This window comes from Rhodococcus sp. K11/5, from assembly GCF_055193735.1.
Genome location: NZ_CM143721.1, coordinates 2,659,755 through 2,675,801, shown reverse-complemented (window position 1 = coordinate 2,675,801; position 16,047 = coordinate 2,659,755). Strand labels below are relative to the sequence as shown.

The 16,047-nt window shown below is 70.3% G+C and carries 15 protein-coding genes; 12 read left to right on the top strand and 3 right to left on the bottom strand.

What is annotated here, in order from left to right:
• The first annotated feature begins 4 nt into the window (after positions 1-4).
• From ACY466_RS12610 to ACY466_RS12580, 7 genes are all read left to right on the top strand, one after another.
• Positions 5-481: a GNAT family N-acetyltransferase gene (locus ACY466_RS12610; protein ID WP_463245722.1), complete on the top strand. Its 477-nt coding sequence runs from the start codon at positions 5-7 to the stop codon at positions 479-481.
• A gap of 192 nt (positions 482-673) precedes the next feature.
• Entirely contained in the window at positions 674-2,641 is a 1,968-nt protein-coding gene (locus ACY466_RS12605; protein WP_463245721.1) for a VWA domain-containing protein, read from the top strand.
• Between the two features lie 15 nt (positions 2,642-2,656).
• Positions 2,657-3,277, top strand: coding sequence for a cob(I)yrinic acid a,c-diamide adenosyltransferase (gene cobO / locus ACY466_RS12600; RefSeq protein WP_463245720.1), 621 nt, complete (start codon positions 2,657-2,659; stop codon positions 3,275-3,277).
• A complete protein-coding gene (locus tag ACY466_RS12595; RefSeq protein WP_463245719.1) occupies positions 3,271-4,785 on the top strand; it encodes a cobyrinate a,c-diamide synthase in 1,515 nt (504 codons plus the stop codon). The genes cobO and ACY466_RS12595 overlap by 7 nt, the downstream gene beginning before the upstream one ends.
• Entirely contained in the window at positions 4,782-6,905 is a 2,124-nt protein-coding gene (locus tag ACY466_RS12590) for a cobalamin biosynthesis protein (protein ID WP_463245718.1), read from the top strand. The genes ACY466_RS12595 and ACY466_RS12590 overlap by 4 nt, the downstream gene beginning before the upstream one ends.
• A 17-nt stretch (positions 6,906-6,922) precedes the next feature.
• Complete coding sequence (gene cobA, locus ACY466_RS12585; RefSeq protein WP_463245717.1) at positions 6,923-8,161, top strand: uroporphyrinogen-III C-methyltransferase; 1,239 nt, start codon at positions 6,923-6,925, stop codon at positions 8,159-8,161.
• Positions 8,162-8,285: 124 nt separating this feature from the next.
• Positions 8,286-9,686 (top strand): MFS transporter, encoded by a 1,401-nt coding sequence (locus tag ACY466_RS12580; protein ID WP_463252265.1) that lies wholly within the window; start codon positions 8,286-8,288, stop codon positions 9,684-9,686.
• A gap of 11 nt (positions 9,687-9,697) precedes the next feature.
• On the opposite strand, the gene yaaA is transcribed toward ACY466_RS12580, so the two are convergent.
• Positions 9,698-10,438, bottom strand: coding sequence for a peroxide stress protein YaaA (yaaA, locus tag ACY466_RS12575; RefSeq protein WP_463245716.1), 741 nt, complete (start codon positions 10,436-10,438; stop codon positions 9,698-9,700).
• Between the two features lie 59 nt (positions 10,439-10,497).
• Here yaaA and ACY466_RS12570 point away from each other — a divergent pair, with 59 nt between their 5' ends.
• Both ACY466_RS12570 and ACY466_RS12565 read left to right on the top strand, forming a co-directional pair.
• Positions 10,498-12,255 carry a proline--tRNA ligase gene (locus tag ACY466_RS12570; RefSeq protein ID WP_463245715.1) on the top strand — a complete coding sequence of 586 codons (1,758 nt, stop codon included), beginning with the start codon at positions 10,498-10,500 and terminating at the stop codon, positions 12,253-12,255.
• Positions 12,252-12,875 carry an O-methyltransferase gene (locus ACY466_RS12565; RefSeq protein ID WP_463245714.1) on the top strand — a complete coding sequence of 208 codons (624 nt, stop codon included), beginning with the start codon at positions 12,252-12,254 and terminating at the stop codon, positions 12,873-12,875. Before ACY466_RS12570 ends, ACY466_RS12565 begins: the two co-directional genes overlap by 4 nt.
• A 10-nt stretch (positions 12,876-12,885) precedes the next feature.
• Here the strand turns inward: ACY466_RS12565 and ACY466_RS12560 are convergent, their stop codons facing one another.
• Both ACY466_RS12560 and ACY466_RS12555 read right to left on the bottom strand, forming a co-directional pair.
• Positions 12,886-13,326: a ferritin-like domain-containing protein gene (locus ACY466_RS12560; RefSeq protein ID WP_463245713.1), complete on the bottom strand. Its 441-nt coding sequence runs from the start codon at positions 13,324-13,326 to the stop codon at positions 12,886-12,888.
• On the bottom strand, positions 13,323-13,862 hold the full coding sequence (locus tag ACY466_RS12555; protein ID WP_463245712.1) for a hypothetical protein: 540 nt from the start codon (positions 13,860-13,862) through the stop codon (positions 13,323-13,325). The genes ACY466_RS12560 and ACY466_RS12555 overlap by 4 nt, the downstream gene beginning before the upstream one ends.
• 147 nt (positions 13,863-14,009) lie before the next feature.
• Here ACY466_RS12555 and rimP point away from each other — a divergent pair, with 147 nt between their 5' ends.
• Genes rimP through ACY466_RS12540 form a run of 3 tightly spaced genes read left to right on the top strand, consistent with a single transcriptional unit; the run spans position 14,010 to position 15,980 of the window.
• Positions 14,010-14,600: a ribosome maturation factor RimP gene (rimP, locus tag ACY466_RS12550; RefSeq protein WP_463245711.1), complete on the top strand. Its 591-nt coding sequence runs from the start codon at positions 14,010-14,012 to the stop codon at positions 14,598-14,600.
• A gap of 4 nt (positions 14,601-14,604) precedes the next feature.
• Positions 14,605-15,609 carry a transcription termination factor NusA gene (gene nusA, locus ACY466_RS12545; RefSeq protein WP_463245710.1) on the top strand — a complete coding sequence of 335 codons (1,005 nt, stop codon included), beginning with the start codon at positions 14,605-14,607 and terminating at the stop codon, positions 15,607-15,609.
• On the top strand, positions 15,558-15,980 hold the full coding sequence (locus tag ACY466_RS12540) for a YlxR family protein (protein WP_463245709.1): 423 nt from the start codon (positions 15,558-15,560) through the stop codon (positions 15,978-15,980). The genes nusA and ACY466_RS12540 overlap by 52 nt, the downstream gene beginning before the upstream one ends.
• Positions 15,981-16,047: the final 67 nt, after the last annotated feature.

Here is a 16,047-nt window from a genome sequence, read left to right as displayed (position 1 = left end):
ACTGATGACGACAGCGACTGCAACACTCAAGCGTTCCTGGGCACTCGACCTGTCGAACGAAACCCTCTACGAACTCCTCAAGCTGCGGGTCGAGGTGTTCGTCGTGGAGCAGGCCTGTGCCTACCCGGAACTGGACGGCAAGGACCTGCTCTCGGACACCCGGCACTTCTGGCTCGAGCGCGGAAACGAAGTGGTGTGCACCCTGCGACTGCTCGAAGAACACGACAACGGCGAGAAGTCGTTCCGCATCGGCCGCCTCTGCACGCACCGTTCCAGTCGGGGCGAGGGGCACACCACCCGGTTGCTTCGTGCCGCGCTCGCCGAGGTCGGGTCGGCGCCGTGCCGCATCAACGCTCAGAGCTACCTCGTGGACATGTACGGAAAGCACGGATTCTTCGCCGACGGTGAAGAGGTTCTCGAGGACGGAATCCCTCACACCCCGATGCGTCGGGGTGGAGGAGAGCCCTGGCGCGAGGGCTGAGCCGAGCTCACCCCACCGTCGGTCGTTCGGAGAAGCCCGTGTGATTCGGGCGCGGTCCCGCCACTGTGACGAGTTCACCTCGGTGAAGTCGAAAGCCAGATCGCCGAACGACCGATCTTCTCGCCGCGCGTTCTCGCACGGCCTTGCTCGACGCCCCGGCGTGGTCACCGGGGTCGCCGGAAGGATCGTTTCTTGTCGTCACCACATGTCACCGCAGTCCATACCGGTACCGACGCCCGCGCGGCCGGATTTCCCTACTCGGCCATCGTCGGTCAGGATCGACTGCTCCTCGCTCTCGCGCTGTGTGCCGTCCATCCCGGCATCGGCGGGGTCCTCGTGCGCGGGGAGAAGGGCACCGCGAAGTCCACGGCCGTCCGTGCGCTCGCCGCGTTGCTGCCGCCCGTCGAGGACGACGGCGATCGCCGTCCCGCTCGCCTGGTCGAGCTGCCGGTCGGGGCCACCGAGGACCGCGTCGTCGGATCGCTCGACCTCGAACGCATCGTGCGCGACGGGGAGCGGGGATTCACCCCCGGTCTGCTGCACGCGGCGCACCGAGGTGTCCTCTACGTCGACGAGGTGAACCTGCTGCCCGACCATCTCGTCGACCTGCTGCTCGACGCGGCCGCCATGGGCCGCGTGCACGTCGAGCGCGACGGAATCTCGCACTCGTACGCGGCGCGCTTCGTGATGGTCGGAACCATGAATCCCGAGGAGGGCGAACTGCGCCCGCAGTTGCTGGATCGTTTCGGCCTCGCGGTCGACGTGGTGGCCTCCCGCGATGTCGACACGCGCATGGAGGTGGTGCGCCGCCGACTGTCGTACGAAAGCGACGCCGACGGCTTCGCGTCTCGATTCGCCCTCGACGACGACGCCGTGGCCCGGCGTATCGCCGACGCCCGCTCCCGCCTGGAATCGGTCGTGCTGGACGACACCGAACTCCGCCGGATCGCCGCTCTGTGCGCGGCGTTCGACGTGGACGGGATGCGCGGGGATCTCGTCGTTGCGCGCACCGCATCCGCCCATGCCGCGTGGCGGGGCGCCACCGAGGTGACCGAGGACGACGTGCGGATTGCGGCGGAACTCGCTCTCCCACACCGACGCCGACGCGATCCGTTCGACGCTCCCGGCCTCGCCGACGGAGAGCTCGACAAGGCGATGGACACGGCCGCGGACGACGTACGCGAGCACCAGCCGGACCCCGACACCGATCCGGATCCCGAGCCCGACGGCGGCGAGCCCGCGCCCGACGATTCCGGTCTCGACGAGCACTCGTCCGAACAGCCCGCTCCGCCGCCCCGTACACCCCCGCCCACGGACGACCCGTCCGAATCGCCCTCCGAGAAGGCGCCGCAGACACCCGGCACCGGAACCGCCGACAGCGGCGACGGTTTCGATGCCCGCCTGCTCCAGATCCCCGGAGTCGGCGACGGAGTCCCGGGCCGACGCTCGAGGTCCCGGGTCGCTTCGGGGCGCACCGTGCGTTCCACCGAGTTCACCGGCGGCACCCTCCACGTTCTCGGAACCCTGATGAAGGCCGCCGAACGGCGCACCGCGGCCGGACCACTGTCCATCGTCGGTGCCGACCTGCGGGGAGTCGAGCGCGAGGGTCGCGAGGGAAACCTGGTGGTCTTCGTCGTCGACGCGTCGGGTTCGATGGCCGCGCGGGACCGCCTGTCCGCTGTCACGGGCGCTGTGATCTCGCTCCTCCGGGACGCCTACCGACGGCGCGACCGGGTCGCGGTGGTCTCGGTACGCGGTTCCGATGCGGAACTCGTGCTGCCGCCGACCCGTTCGGTGGACGTCGCTGCGGCGCGTCTGGACGGTGTTCGAACCGGGGGGCGCACGCCGCTGGCGGCCGGCTTCCTCTGTGCCCGAGACGTCATCGCCCGTGAGCGAGTCCGGGAGCCCTCCCGACGCGCACTGGTGGTCACCCTCACCGACGGTCGGGCCACGGGCGGCGTCGACCCGGTCGGCCGCGCCCGCACGGCCGCGGCCCTGCTCGCGGCGGACACCGTCGCATCGGTGGTCGTCGACTGCGAATCCGGCATGGTCAAGCTGGGTCTCGCACGAGAACTGGCGATCGCACTCCGCGGTGCCTACGTCAGCCTGCCCGAGTTGTCCTCCCAGAACGTGGCCGGCATCGTCCGCGCCGCGGCGTGACGGCAGGAGTTCACCGTGCCCCGAGGAGTACCCGAACCCGGATCGGTTCCCGACGACGGCCTCACCACCCGGCAGCGCCGAAACCTCCCGATCCTCGCCGTCCACACCGGCCCCGGCAAGGGCAAGTCGACCGCTGCGTTCGGCATGGCTCTGCGCGCCTGGAACCAGGGTTTCGACGTCGCCGTGTTCCAGTTCGTGAAGAGCGCCAAGTGGAAAGTGGGGGAGGAGAGCGTCTTTCGCACTCTCGGTGACCTCCACGAATCCACCGGCGTCGGCGGCGCCGTCGAGTGGCACAAGATGGGCGAGGGCTGGTCCTGGACCCGCAAGAAGACCGGAGAGGTCGATCACGCCGCGGCCGCCCTCGACGGGTGGCACGAGATCAAGTCCCGCATCGACGGCGAGCGACACCGCTTCTACGTCCTCGACGAGTTCACCTATCCGCTGCACTGGGGGTGGATCGACGTCGACGAGGTCGTCGAGACCCTCACCGCGCGGCCCGGTTCGCAGCACGTGGTGATCACCGGCCGCAATGCGCCGCAGAAGCTGATGGACGCCGCGGATCTGGTGACCGAGATGAGCAAGATCAAGCACCCGATGGACGCCGGTCGCAAAGGTCAACGAGGCATCGAATGGTGACACCCGGCCTTCCCGGTGAATCTCGACCGGCCTCCGGCCTTCCCGGTGAATCTCGACCGGCCTCCGGCCTTCCCGGTGAATCTCGACCGGCCTCCGGCCTTCCCGCTGTTGTCATTGCCGCCCCGTCCTCGGGCAGCGGCAAGACCACCATCGCCACCGGCATCATGGGGGCGCTGCGGGCGGCGGGATCGTCCGTCGCGCCGTTCAAGGTCGGACCCGATTACATCGACCCCGGGTATCACGCCGTCGCCGCCGGTCGACCGGGACGCAATCTCGATCCGGTCATGGTGGGGGCCGAGAACCTCGTTCCCCTGGTGCGCCGCGGAACCGCCGGGTGCGACATCGCCGTCGTCGAGGGCGTCATGGGTCTGTTCGACGGTCGCATCGAGCTCGGCGACGACGGTGGAGCCCGTCCTGCCGCCGAGGGGTCCACGGCCGCCGTCGCCTCCGCGATCGGTGCGCCCGTCGTTCTCGTCGTGGATTCGCGCGGACAGAGCCAGAGCATCGGGGCCCTGGTGCACGGGTTCGCCACCCTCGACCCGGCGCTGCGGATCGGCGCCGTCATTCTCAACCGCGTCGGCAGCGCCCGCCACGAAGCGGTACTGCGGCAGGCCTGCGAGCGCGTCGGCGTACCCGTGATCGGCTCGGTGCCCCGCGCGGCCGCCCTGGCCGTTCCCTCCCGCCATCTGGGGCTGATCACCGCGGTCGAGCACGGATCCGCCGCGACCGACGCCGTCGCCGCGATGACCGCGCTGGTCTCGCAGCACGTCGATCTCGCCGCGCTCGTCGCCGTCGCTCGCAGTGCGCGGATTCCGGACGTACCTGCCTGGGATCCCGCCCTCGCCGTCGGCGGTCCCGTCGACCGGTCCGCGCCCTCGCCCGTCGTCGCCGTCGCGGGCGGCCCCGCGTTCACCTTCGGATACGCCGAACACGCCGAGGTTCTCGCCGCGGCGGGGGCGGACGTCGTCGTCTTCGATCCCCGATCCGACCGGCTGCCCGACGGGGCGTCCGGGGTCGTGATTCCGGGCGGCTTCCCCGAGGAGCACGCCGCCGAGCTCGCGGCCAACGAACCGCTGTTGGCGGACATCGCGGCCCACGCCGCCGCCGGCCGACCCGTTCACGGTGAATGCGCGGGCCTGCTGTACCTCTCCCACACTCTCGACGGTCACCGCATGGCGGGAGTGCTCGATCTCGACGCCACCTTCGGTTCCTCGCTCACCCTGGGCTACCGCGACGCCGTGGCACTGACGGATTCCGTGATGTTCGACGCGGGCCAGCGCATCACCGGCCACGAGTTCCACCGCACCACCGTCACCGCTTCCCCGGGCGCGGCCGACGGGCGGTCGGCGTGGGGATGGCGACTGCACGAGTCCTCGGCCCGAGAGGGTGCGGTGAGCGAACTGGGGAACGTGCACGCCTCGTATCTCCACACCCATCCCGTGGCGATCGCGCCGGCGCTGGGCCGGTTCGTGGAGGCCTGCCGAGTGGGTCGGCGCACCGACGGGTGAACGCCGACCGCAGGCGCGTCGTGGTCGGAGTCGGTCTGCGACGTTCCGCGACGGCAGAGCAGGTCCTGCACGCGATCGAACGCGTGGTCGGCGCCGATCGAGCCATCGTCGTCCTGGCGACGCTCGACGTCCGGGCTCGCGACGACGCAATTCTCGGTGCCGCCAGTGCCCTCGGCGTTCCCGTGGCCGGTCGCAGTGCAGCGCGACTGGCCGCGGTCCCGGTTCCGACGCCGTCGACCAGGGTCGCGGGCGCGGTCGGGACGCCCTCCGTCGCGGAAGCTGCGGCCCTGTCCGTGGGTACTGGTCCGCTGCTGGTACGCAAAACCGTGGTGGGGCCGGTCACGGTGGCGATCTCCGACGCCGTGCCGGATCACAGCGGCGGCGACGCGCGACCGATTGCCCCACCTGCGATGCGTCGGGGTGGCACTGTGAGCGCAATGAACGATTCCTCGACGGCCCTGGTGCTGGGTCCACTGGTGCGATACGTCAGCACCGACCGCGCGACGTTCTGGGTGGAGACGGCCACGGCCTGCACGGTCACGGTCACCACCTCGACGGGCGCCAGCGCGCAGGAGCCCACCTGGGGTGTGCACGGGCACCATTACGCGCTGCTCGCCGTCGCCGATCTTCCCGCCGACAGCGTGGTCGATTATCGCGTCGAACTCGACGGGGTCACCGTGTGGCCCACCGCAGACCATCGGGCGACGGTGCGGACACTGGGCGAGAGCGGACCCGTCACGGTGGCCTTCGGCTCCTGTCGGCGCGGCGACACCTACTCCGACGAGGCTCTCGCGCGCATCGGAGCCGACGCCCTCGTGGGACTCGCCGATCGCATCGCGGAACAGGACTCGTCGCAGTGGCCGGATCTGCTCGTGTTCCTCGGTGATCAGGTCTACGCCGACGACCCCTCGGGGGCTCTGGTCGAGCGCCTGCACGCGCGCCGGCTGGCGGGGGACCGGGTGGCCGGTGCGATGTCCGCGGACGTGGCCGAGGAGATCTGCGACTTCGAGGAGTACACCTGGCTCTACCAGGAGTCGTGGGGAGACGACCGGGTGCGCGGACTACTGGCCTCCGTACCGACCTGCATGATTCTCGACGACCACGACCTGCGGGACGACTGGAACTCCTCGGCGGACTGGCGCGCCGAGGTCACCGCCGAACCCTGGTGGCGCGACCGCGTGGTGGGCGCGTTCTCGTCCTACTGGGTCTACCAACATCTCGGCAACCTCTCGCCCGAGGCCCTCGAGAAGGACGAGATGTTCACCGCGGTGCGCTCCGCCGCGTCCGACGCCGACCGTGAGAGCCTGCTCGCCGAGTTCGCGCTTCGGGCGGATTCCGAACCGTCGTCCGCGCGGTGGAGCTACTACCGCGATCTCGGCAACACGCGGCTGGTCATGATCGACTCTCGCTGTTCCCGGGTCCTCGAACCCGATCGCCGCGCCATGGTCGACGACGCGGAGTGGGCGTGGGTGCGCGAGCGTGCGCTCGAGTCCGACGCCGAACACGTGCTGCTGGGCTCGTCGCTGCCGTTCCTCATGCTGCCCGCCCTCCACAACATCGAGCAGTGGAACGAGGCCGTCGCGCAGGGCGCCTGGGGCGCCCGGTTCGCGAGGATCGGGGAGAAGCTTCGCATCGCGCTCGACCTCGAACACTGGGCTGCGTTCGGAAAGTCGTTCGCGGACATGGTGACGCTGGTCGACGACATGGTGGTGGGCGAGCGTGCACCGCGCAGCATCGTGTGGCTCTCCGGGGACGTGCACTGCTCGTACGTGGCGCGCGCGGAGACGTCGGTGCGCTCGTCGACCGCGCTGTACCAGCTCACGATGTCCCCGTTTCGCAACCCGCTCGACCTCCCGATCCGCGCGGTCAACCGGCTCGCGATCCGGCGCCCGGTCGCGCGGATGGTCGAACGTCTGGCGCGGCGAGCGAAGGTCGAACCGGTGGATGTGCACTGGGGCGCGGAGGCCGGACCCTGGTTCGACAACGGAGTCATGTCGCTCACCACCGACTCGCTCGCACTGCGGCTTCGAGTCGACCATGCCGCCGTGATCTCCGGCCGGCAGACGTTGGCCACGACGGCGGAGTTCGACCTCACCCCGGCGGGCGCCAGGCGCCGCTGACGGTAGGGTTTCCCGACGTGGACGCGACCGAATCTCCCTATCTGGTGGGCCTCGACCTCGCCGGCCGTCGGGTCGTCGTGGTCGGGGGCGGCAGCGTCGCCCAACGACGGCTTCCGCTGCTCGTCTCGTGCGGCGCCGAGGTGACGGTGATCACCCGGGACGCGACGCCCGCGGTCGAGGCGATGGCCAGCTTCGGGCAGATCGAGCTCGAGCTCCGCGCCTTCCGGGCCGGCGACCTGGACGGAGCCTGGTACGTCATCGCCTGCACCGACGAGGCGGACACCAACCGCGCCGTCGTCGCGGAGGCGGAGGCGTCACGCATCTTCTGCGTACGAGCCGACATCGCCCGCGACGGCACCGCGGTCACGCCCGCGAGCGCGGAGTACGACGGGCTGACCCTCGGCGTCCTCGCGCGCGGCGAACACCGGCGGTCCGCGTCCGTGCGCAACGCGGTGCTCGACGCGCTGCAGTCGGGGGCCGTCGCCGACTCGGCCGAACCGTCGGTGGCCGGCGTCGCCCTCGTCGGTGGCGGCCCGGGCGATCCGGATCTGATCACGGTTCGCGGTCGGCGCCTGCTCGCCCGCGCCGACGTCGTCGTGGCCGATCGACTCGCACCGCCCGAACTGCTCGCGGAACTCGGCCCGCACGTCGAGGTGATCGACGCCTCGAAGATCCCCTACGGCCGGTTCATGGCGCAGGAAGCCATCAACGACGCCCTGATCACCCACGCGAAGGCCGGCAAGTTCGTCGTTCGGCTCAAGGGTGGCGACCCCTACGTCTTCGGCCGGGGGTACGAGGAGCTCGAGGCGTGCACGGCGGCGGGCGTGCCCGTCACCGTCGTTCCCGGCATCACCAGTGCGATCTCGGTCCCGTCCGCGGCCGGGATCCCGGTGACCCACCGCGGGGTCACCCACGAGTTCGTCGTCGTCAGCGGCCACCTTCGACCCGACCACCCGGATTCCCTCGTGGACTGGCCCTCCCTCGGCCGGTTGACGGGGACCATCGTCCTGCTCATGGCCGTCGAACGGATCGGCCTGTTCGCCGAGGTGCTCACGAAGAACGGTCGCGCGTCCGACACGCCCGTCGTCGTGGTCCAGGAGGGAACGACCCGGTCGCAACGAGTCGTGCGCGCCACGTTGGCCGACGTCGCGACACGCGTGCGCGAGGAGAACGTGCGTCCGCCGGCGATCGTCGTGATCGGACCCGTCGCCGGGTTCGACGAGACGATTCGGGCGAACCGACCGTCGAGCGACTAGGGCGGAGGCACTCGGCGCAGTAAAGTGTGCCGACGTGTCAGTTCCTTCCGCTGCAGCGTCCGCGCCGATCACGTATCCGGTGACCACGAGGGCCTTCGGCCTGGCCATCATCGCGCTCAGCGGGATGCAGCTCATGGCGGTCCTCGACGGCACGGTCATCAATCTCGCTCTCGTTCCGCTGCAGGCCGATCTCGGACTGAGCGACGCGGGCCGCAACTGGGTCGTCTCGTCGTACGTGCTGGCGTTCGGTGGACTCATGCTCCTCGGTGGCCGAATGGGCGACGCGTTCGGTCGCAAGAAGATGTTCCTGGTCGGCGTCGCGCTGTTCACCGTCGCGTCGGCCGCGTGCGGTCTGGCCCAGAACGAGGCGATGTTGGTTCTCGCCCGGGTGATCCAGGGCGCCGGTGCCGCGGTGGCGTCGCCGACGGCCTTCGCACTGGTCGCCACCACTTTCGCTCCCGGCCCCGTCCGCAATCAGGCCATCGCCATCTACGCGGCCATGACCGGAATCGGGTCCTTCTCGGGGCTGATCATCGGCGGCGCACTCACCCAGTTGTCGTGGCGGTGGATCTTCCTCATCAACGTGCCGATCGGTATCGCCATCATGATCCTGGGTGCGATCTCCCTCACCGAGACCAGCTCCGCGCGCGCCTCCCTCGACGTTCCCGGTGCCATCCTCGCGACGCTCGGTTCGACCGGTGTGGTGCTGGGCATAGTCGAGGGCCCCGAGCGGGGATGGACCGATCCGGTGGTCCTCGGTGCGGTCTCGGCCGGCCTGGCTCTCCTCGCCGCGTTCCTCTTGGTCGAGCGCTCCGCCAAGAATCCGCTCCTGCCGTTCGCGCTGTTCCGGAACCGTGATCGAGTGGCCACCTTCGTCGCGATCTTCTTCTCCGGCGGCGCCCTGTTCGCGATGACCGTGATCGTGGCCGTGTTCGTGCAGGACGTGCTCGGGTACAGCCCGTTGCGCGCCGGTCTGTCGTTCATCCCGTTCGGAGGCGGCATGGCCCTGGCGGCCGTGGCCTCGGCCTGGCTCGCGCCGCGGGTCGCGCCGCGATGGATCATCGCCGCGGGCGCGCTGATCACCATGGGGTATCTGCTCTACGCGTCGACGCTGAACATCGACTCCGACTACTGGACCAACCTGTTCCTGCCCATCGGCGGCATCGGCTTCGGCGTCGGGCTCGCCGTCATCGCGCTGCCGCTGTGCGCGATCGCGAACGTCTCGCCCGATCACATCGGTCCCCTGACCGCGATCGCGCTCGTCGCGCAGAATCTGGGTGGCCCCCTCGGTCTCGCCGTCGTGAGCGCCATGGCCGCGGCCAGGACGATCTCGCTCGGCGGCAGCACGGGGTCCGCCGTGATGATGGATCGACCCGAGATCATCGCCCTCGGCGAGGGCTACACCTTCGGGCTGCTCGGCTGCGCCGGGCTGGCCGCGATCGCCGCGGTGTCGGCTCTGTTCATCCGCTACAGCTCCGCCGACGTCGCGCAGGCGAAGGCCGCTCAGGACGCAGCGCAGGCCTGAGGCCGCGCGGGTCAGGTCAGGACGACCACCTCGGTGGGCGAGGCCACCTCGGCACGCAGGCCGGCCTTGACCGCGACGCGCGCGACGCCGCGCGCGTCGGTTGGCTCCGCTCGGGTGAGGACGAGGGCGCGGGCGAGCAGGCCCTTGTGGTGTTTGTTGAAGTGGCTCACCACGGTCCGCGATCCGTCGTCACGTTCGGTGAGCACCGTGGCGGTGATCGCACCGTCCACCCGGCCCAGGTCGCGATACGTGCCGGAGCGCAGATCGACGATCGCCCCGTCGGCGTCCGCCGCGATCGCCGTCGCCAGGTGTTCCTTCCACAGAGTCCGCAGCGACGGGAGGTCGGGCAGCGTGGACGTACCGGACAGCCGGTATGCCGGCACCTGATCCGCTGCGCGCACCGCTCCGAACAACGCCGATCCGATCGCCACGCGGGCGTCCGCCTTGGCCCGCTGGGCGGCGGTGAAATGCGCCGCGTCGAGAGCGTCGAACAGGACGCCGGTGTAGCGCTCCAGGGCGGGCGCGGTGGGGGAGGTCCGCAACACGGCGTTCCGCTCGATGTCGGCGGTCTGCTTCGCGCTCAGACCCAGCGCTCGACGGGACGCGTCGACGTCGCCCGCGAGATCGGTCAACGCCGTCACCAGACGCTCCCGGATCGGGGTCAGCGAGGGCAGCCAGAGACCGTCGAGATCGAGCGGGGGACCGTCGCCGCCGTCGGACTTGGTTTCGGAGGGCGGAAGCAGAACGAGCACGGGCGCCAACGGTACCGAGACGGTATTCGGGTTGCTCGCACCGACTAGGCTTCTCGCCTGTGATCACCCGTCTGTCCCACCTGTTCCTGCGCACGCTTCGCGACGACCCCGCCGACGCCGAGGTGCCGAGCCACCGCCTGCTGGTGCGCGCCGGCTACGTCCGCCGGGTCGCGCCGGGGGTCTACTCGTGGCTGCCCCTCGGTCTGCGAGTGCTGCGACGTGTCGAGCAGGTGGTGCGCGAGGAGATGGACGCGATGGGAGCGCAGGAGATCTCGCTGCCCGCCCTGCTTCCCCGTGAGCCCTACGAGAAGACCAATCGGTGGACCGAGTACGGGCCCGGGCTGTTCCGGCTCAAGGATCGCAAGGGCGCCGACATGCTCCTCGGGCCCACGCACGAGGAACTGTTCGCGCTGACGGTCAAGGGGGAGTACAGCTCCTACAAGGATCTGCCCGTCACGCTCTACCAGATCCAGACCAAGTATCGCGACGAGGAACGTCCCCGGGCGGGCATCCTGCGCGGCCGCGAGTTCGTGATGAAGGACTCGTACTCGTTCGACCTGGACGAGGCGGGGCTCGCGGCGTCGTACGACGCCCACCGGCAGGCCTACGAACGCATCTTCGCTCGCCTCGCGGTGAAGTACGTGATCGTCGCGGCCACCTCCGGCGCGATGGGAGGCAGCGCCTCGGAGGAGTTCCTGGCCGAGGCCGAAGTGGGTGAGGACACCTACGTGCGGTGCATCGAGAGCGGGTACGCGGCCAACGTCGAGGCCGTCGTCACTCCGGCCCCCGAGCCCATCGCCCTCGACGGACTGCCCGAGGCGACGGTCCACCGAACCGGTGACACCCCGACCATCGCCACGCTCGTCGACTGGGCCAACGGCGCGGATCTCGGCCGCACGGTGACCGCGGCCGACACGTTGAAGAACGTGCTGCTCAAGGTGCGGGGGCCGAAAGGTGACTGGGAACTGCTGGCGATCGGCCTGCCCGGCGACCGCGAGGTGGACGCGAAGCGACTCGAGGCGTCTCTGGAACCCGCGGAATTCGAGCTGCTCGGCGATGCCGACTTCGCAGCGAACCCGTTCCTGGTGAAGGGCTACATCGGCCCGAAGGCGTTGCTGGCCAACGGAGTGCGCTACCTGGTGGATCCGCGTGTGGTCACCGGAACGGCGTGGATCACCGGGGCCGACTCGACGGGCGAGCACGTCGTCGATCTCGTGGCCGGCCGCGACTTCGAGCCCGACGGCACCATCGAAGCCGCCGAGGTGCGCGACGGCGATCCCTCTCCGGACGGTCGCGGGACCCTGGTGTCCGCGCGCGGCATCGAGATCGGGCACATCTTCCAACTCGGGACCAAGTACACCGATGCCTTCGACGTCGCAGTGCTCGGGGAGAACGGCAAGCCGGTACGGCTGCTCCAGGGCTCGTACGGCGTGGGAGTCTCGCGACTCGTCGCCGTGATCGCCGAACAGATGCACGACGAGAAGGGGCTGCGCTGGCCCGCTGAGGTCAGCCCGGCCGACGTGCACATCGTCATCGCGAACAAGGACGCCGGAGCCAGGGACGGCGCCGAGGCTCTCGCTGCCGAACTCGACGCGCAGGGAGTCGAGGTGATTCTGGACGATCGCCCGAAGGTGTCCCCGGGCGTGAAGTTCAAGGACTCGGAACTCATCGGGGTGCCGCTGTCGGTGGTCCTGGGGCGCGGGTGGGCCGACGGCACGGTGGAGTTGAAGGATCGTTTCGCCGGCGACACCCGCGAGGTTCCCGCCGAGGACGCGGCGCGCGAGGTCCTCGCCACGCTGGGGCGCGGTACCCGGTGACGAATCTCGACGCTGCGCGCATCGACGACACCGAGGCTCGTCTGGCGGGGACGTTCGTCGAACGCTCGGCGGGCGACAAGCTCGCCTCCGTCATGGCTCGCATCGTCGGCGCTCGTCGTGTGCTCATCGTCGACCCTCTCGACGGTGAGTCCACCGTGCACGCGGCTCGGGCCGTCGGGGCGTCGGGTCAGGTGGTGACGATGATCGCCGACGACGGCGCCGCCCGCGCGGTCCGCGAGGCCGCGGAGTCGGCCGGGTTCGCCGACCGGGTCGACGTCGTCGTCGGTGATCCGGTGACGACCCTGCCGAAGGTGCGTACCGACGACGACTCGCTGTTCGGGGTGATCGACCTCCACCTTCGCCGGGTCGCGACTGCGGGAAGCACCACCGCGGGCGCGCAGTACGTGGAGTGGGCGTTGGTCCTCGGTCGCCCCGGAACGGTGCTCCTCGCCGACGGGTGCGTCGGGGACGGAGCCGTCGACGAGAACGGACCGGCCGGCGAGACGCTGCGCGGATTCCTCGACCTCGTCGCCTCGCACCCGCGGCTCGACGGGACGGCCGTCCAGACGATCGGTGTGCACGGTCGCGACGGCCTCATGATGGCCGTCGTCACGGACTGACCTCGTCCGGCTAGGGCGTTCCCGGGAACGCGGTGGTCGCAGGCACGATCCCGAGGATTCGGCGCCACGCGACCGCGCGACGCGCGGCCTCGGTGAGCGCGGTGACACCGAGTTCGCGGGTGGGTCCCGACTGCGCCCGCTCCACGACGGACCGCCAGGCCACCGCGGTGTCCTGTTCGACGGTCAGCGCGAGCTCGGCCGCCTCCACCGGCCCGGTGACCGGGGTCGGCACGGTGTACGCGGCGGCCGGTTCGGGCGCGGTGACACTCGCGGCCGTGAGTGCGTCCACCGTGCTGTCCCGACGCGCCCGGTGCTCCGCGGTGAAGCGGGCGACGAGCGGATCGCGGGTGGGGTTGGAGAAGGCGGCCACCACGCCGTAGGCGAACACGGCGGCGTGCTCCACCGCGAGCGCGTCGATGAGGGCCTGCTGCTCGCGACCGGGCTCGCTCATGCGTCGATCGCTTCGGCGGCGAGGACGCAGGCGGCGCCGATCGAGCCGAGAAGGCCCGCCCGATAGCCGGAGAGCGTTCGAGCCAGGGTCACGGCCCGGTTGCTCGATTCGGTCAGCGCGGAGGTCAGATCGCCGAGCGCCGCGGGCGGTGGAACCGTGGCGGTCGGGGCATCGGTCGGTTGCGCGGGTGCGGGTTCGGTGGCGGTCGGCGGGGGAGTGAGGCGAGCGATCTCGGCCGTCATCGCGTCGGCGTGGGCGGTGCGCTCGGCAGCGACGACGGCGAGCACGTCGGCACTCTGCGGGAAGAACGCGATCGCTGCGGTCGCGGTCGCGGAGTCCGATCGTGCGCGCACGGCCTCGGCGAGAAGGGGGTCCGGAACCGGCACGTCCGCGTCGTCGCCGCCCGCGCACGCGGCGAGAACGGAGGTGGTGACCACTGCGGCGACTGCGACACCCGACCCACGCAGCACCTCCCGTCGCGACATCCGCAGCCCGGCCGAGGGGTGGGGGGAGACGGAGGAAATTGTCGTCGACACATCGGCCATGGTGCCAGGCCGCACGGGGTGCGCGCTCGGCGGTTCGCTCGGCACGAGCACTCCGGAATTCGCGGTATCGTGGTGTCCCGCGCCGGGCGCCCGACGGCGTTCACCGCACCCACAACTGAACGAGGAGTAGTCACCGCGATGCCGGTTCCATCCAGGGAGAGGGTCGTCGAACTGCTCTCCGAACATCCCGGCTTCGTCGAGGGGCCCGTGGACGTCGAGGACGTCACCGTCAGCAAGGCGGGCAGCCGGAGCGTGGTGAAAGTGATCGTGGATCGCGACGCGGGCTTCGAACTCGACGCGATCGCCCGACTCAGTCACGAGATCTCCGAGCTGCTCGACGGCGAGGACGCGTTCGGCGACACCGCCTACAACCTCGAGGTCACCACGCCCGGGGTAGATCGCCCGCTCACCGAGGATCGGCACTGGCGTCGCGCACGGGGTCGGCTGGTGGTCGTCACCCACGGGGACGAGACCGTCGAGGGACGCGTGGGCGAACTGCGCGACGACGAGGTCGATCTGGTCGTTCGCACGAGGACCGGTCCGACGGTGCGCACTCTCGACCGGTCCGGCATCGACAGTGCGGTGGTGCAGGTGGAGTTCAGGCCGCCGAGCCCCGCCGAACTCGAACTCGCCGGTGGCGTGACACCCGGGCGATACGACCCGCTCGACCCGCCCGAGGAGCCGGCCGCGGGCGACGAAGACGACGACACCGACGACGGAAGCCGATAGAGCTGTGAACATCGACATGACCGCACTGCGAGCGATCGAGGCGGACAAGGGCATCACCGCCGACGCCGTGATCGAGACGATCCAGTCGGCGCTGCTGACCGCCTACCGACACACCGACGGGCATCAGCGGGACGCCCGGATCGACGTCGACCGCAAGACCGGTGACGTACGGGTGATGGCACGGGAGACGGACGAGGACGGCAATTTCGTCACCGAGTACGACGACACTCCGGCCGGTTTCGGGCGGATCGCCGCCACGACGGCGCGTCAGGTCATCCTGCAGCGCCTGCGCGACGCGGAGAACGAGAAGAGTTTCGGTGAGTTCGTCACGCACGAGGGCGAGATCGTCGGTGGGCTCGTCCAGGCCGATTCGCGACTGAACGCGCGCGGCACCGTCGTCGTGCGGATCGGGAGCGACTCCGGCGGTCTCGACGCGACCGTTCCTCCCGCGGAGCAGGTTCCGGGTGAGACGTACGAGCACGGTGAGCGCATCAAGTGCTACGTCGTGGGCGTGGCTCGCGGACAGCGTGGTCCTCAGGTCACGCTGTCGCGCACGCACCCCAACCTGGTGCGCAAGGTGTTCGCGCTCGAAGTACCCGAGATCGCGGACGGGTCCGTCGAGATCGTCAACGTGGCTCGCGAAGCGGGACACCGATCGAAGATCGCGGTGCGATCGTCGATCTCGGGCCTCAACGCCAAGGGCGCGTGCATCGGCCCGATGGGGCAGCGCGTGCGCAACGTGATGAGCGAGCTCGGCGGCGAGAAGATCGACATCATCGACTTCGACGACGACCCCGCGGTGTTCGTCGGCAACGCCCTCTCGCCGTCGAAGGTGGTGTCCGTGACCGTGGTCGACGAGGCCGCCCGAGCCGCCCGCGTCGTGGTGCCGGACTACCAGCTGTCCCTGGCCATCGGCAAGGAGGGTCAGAACGCGCGACTCGCCGCCCGGCTGACCGGGTGGCGAATCGACATCCGGAGCGACGCGGCCCCGATCGACGACGAACACTGACCCGACGAGAGGGATGTGTTCGGGTGAGCCGACGAACAGCGGTAGACTCGCAGACGGCTCGACACGCACAGTCGGATTCGTCGCGTTCGGAACCGGTTCCGCCGGTACGTACATGCGTAGGATGCAGACAGCGCGAGTCGTCCTCCGCCTTGGTGAGGATCGTCGCCGGTGTCTCGGATACCGGTGACCTCGTCGCCGTGGTCGATCATCGTCGGAGACTGCCGGGTAGGGGTGCGTGGTTGCATCCCCGGTCCGATTGTCTGCGGCAGGCGGAGCGACGTCGAGCCGTCGGGCGTGCATTGCGCGTGGCAGGTCCCCTCGATCTGTCCGCGCTGACCCGAGAGTTGGCCGACGATCAGCGTGAGCTGTGATGAAGGCGAGCGCCACGATCGACCGGCCGAACGGCCGCGGCATCCCGCCGCGCCACGAGGAGAACAG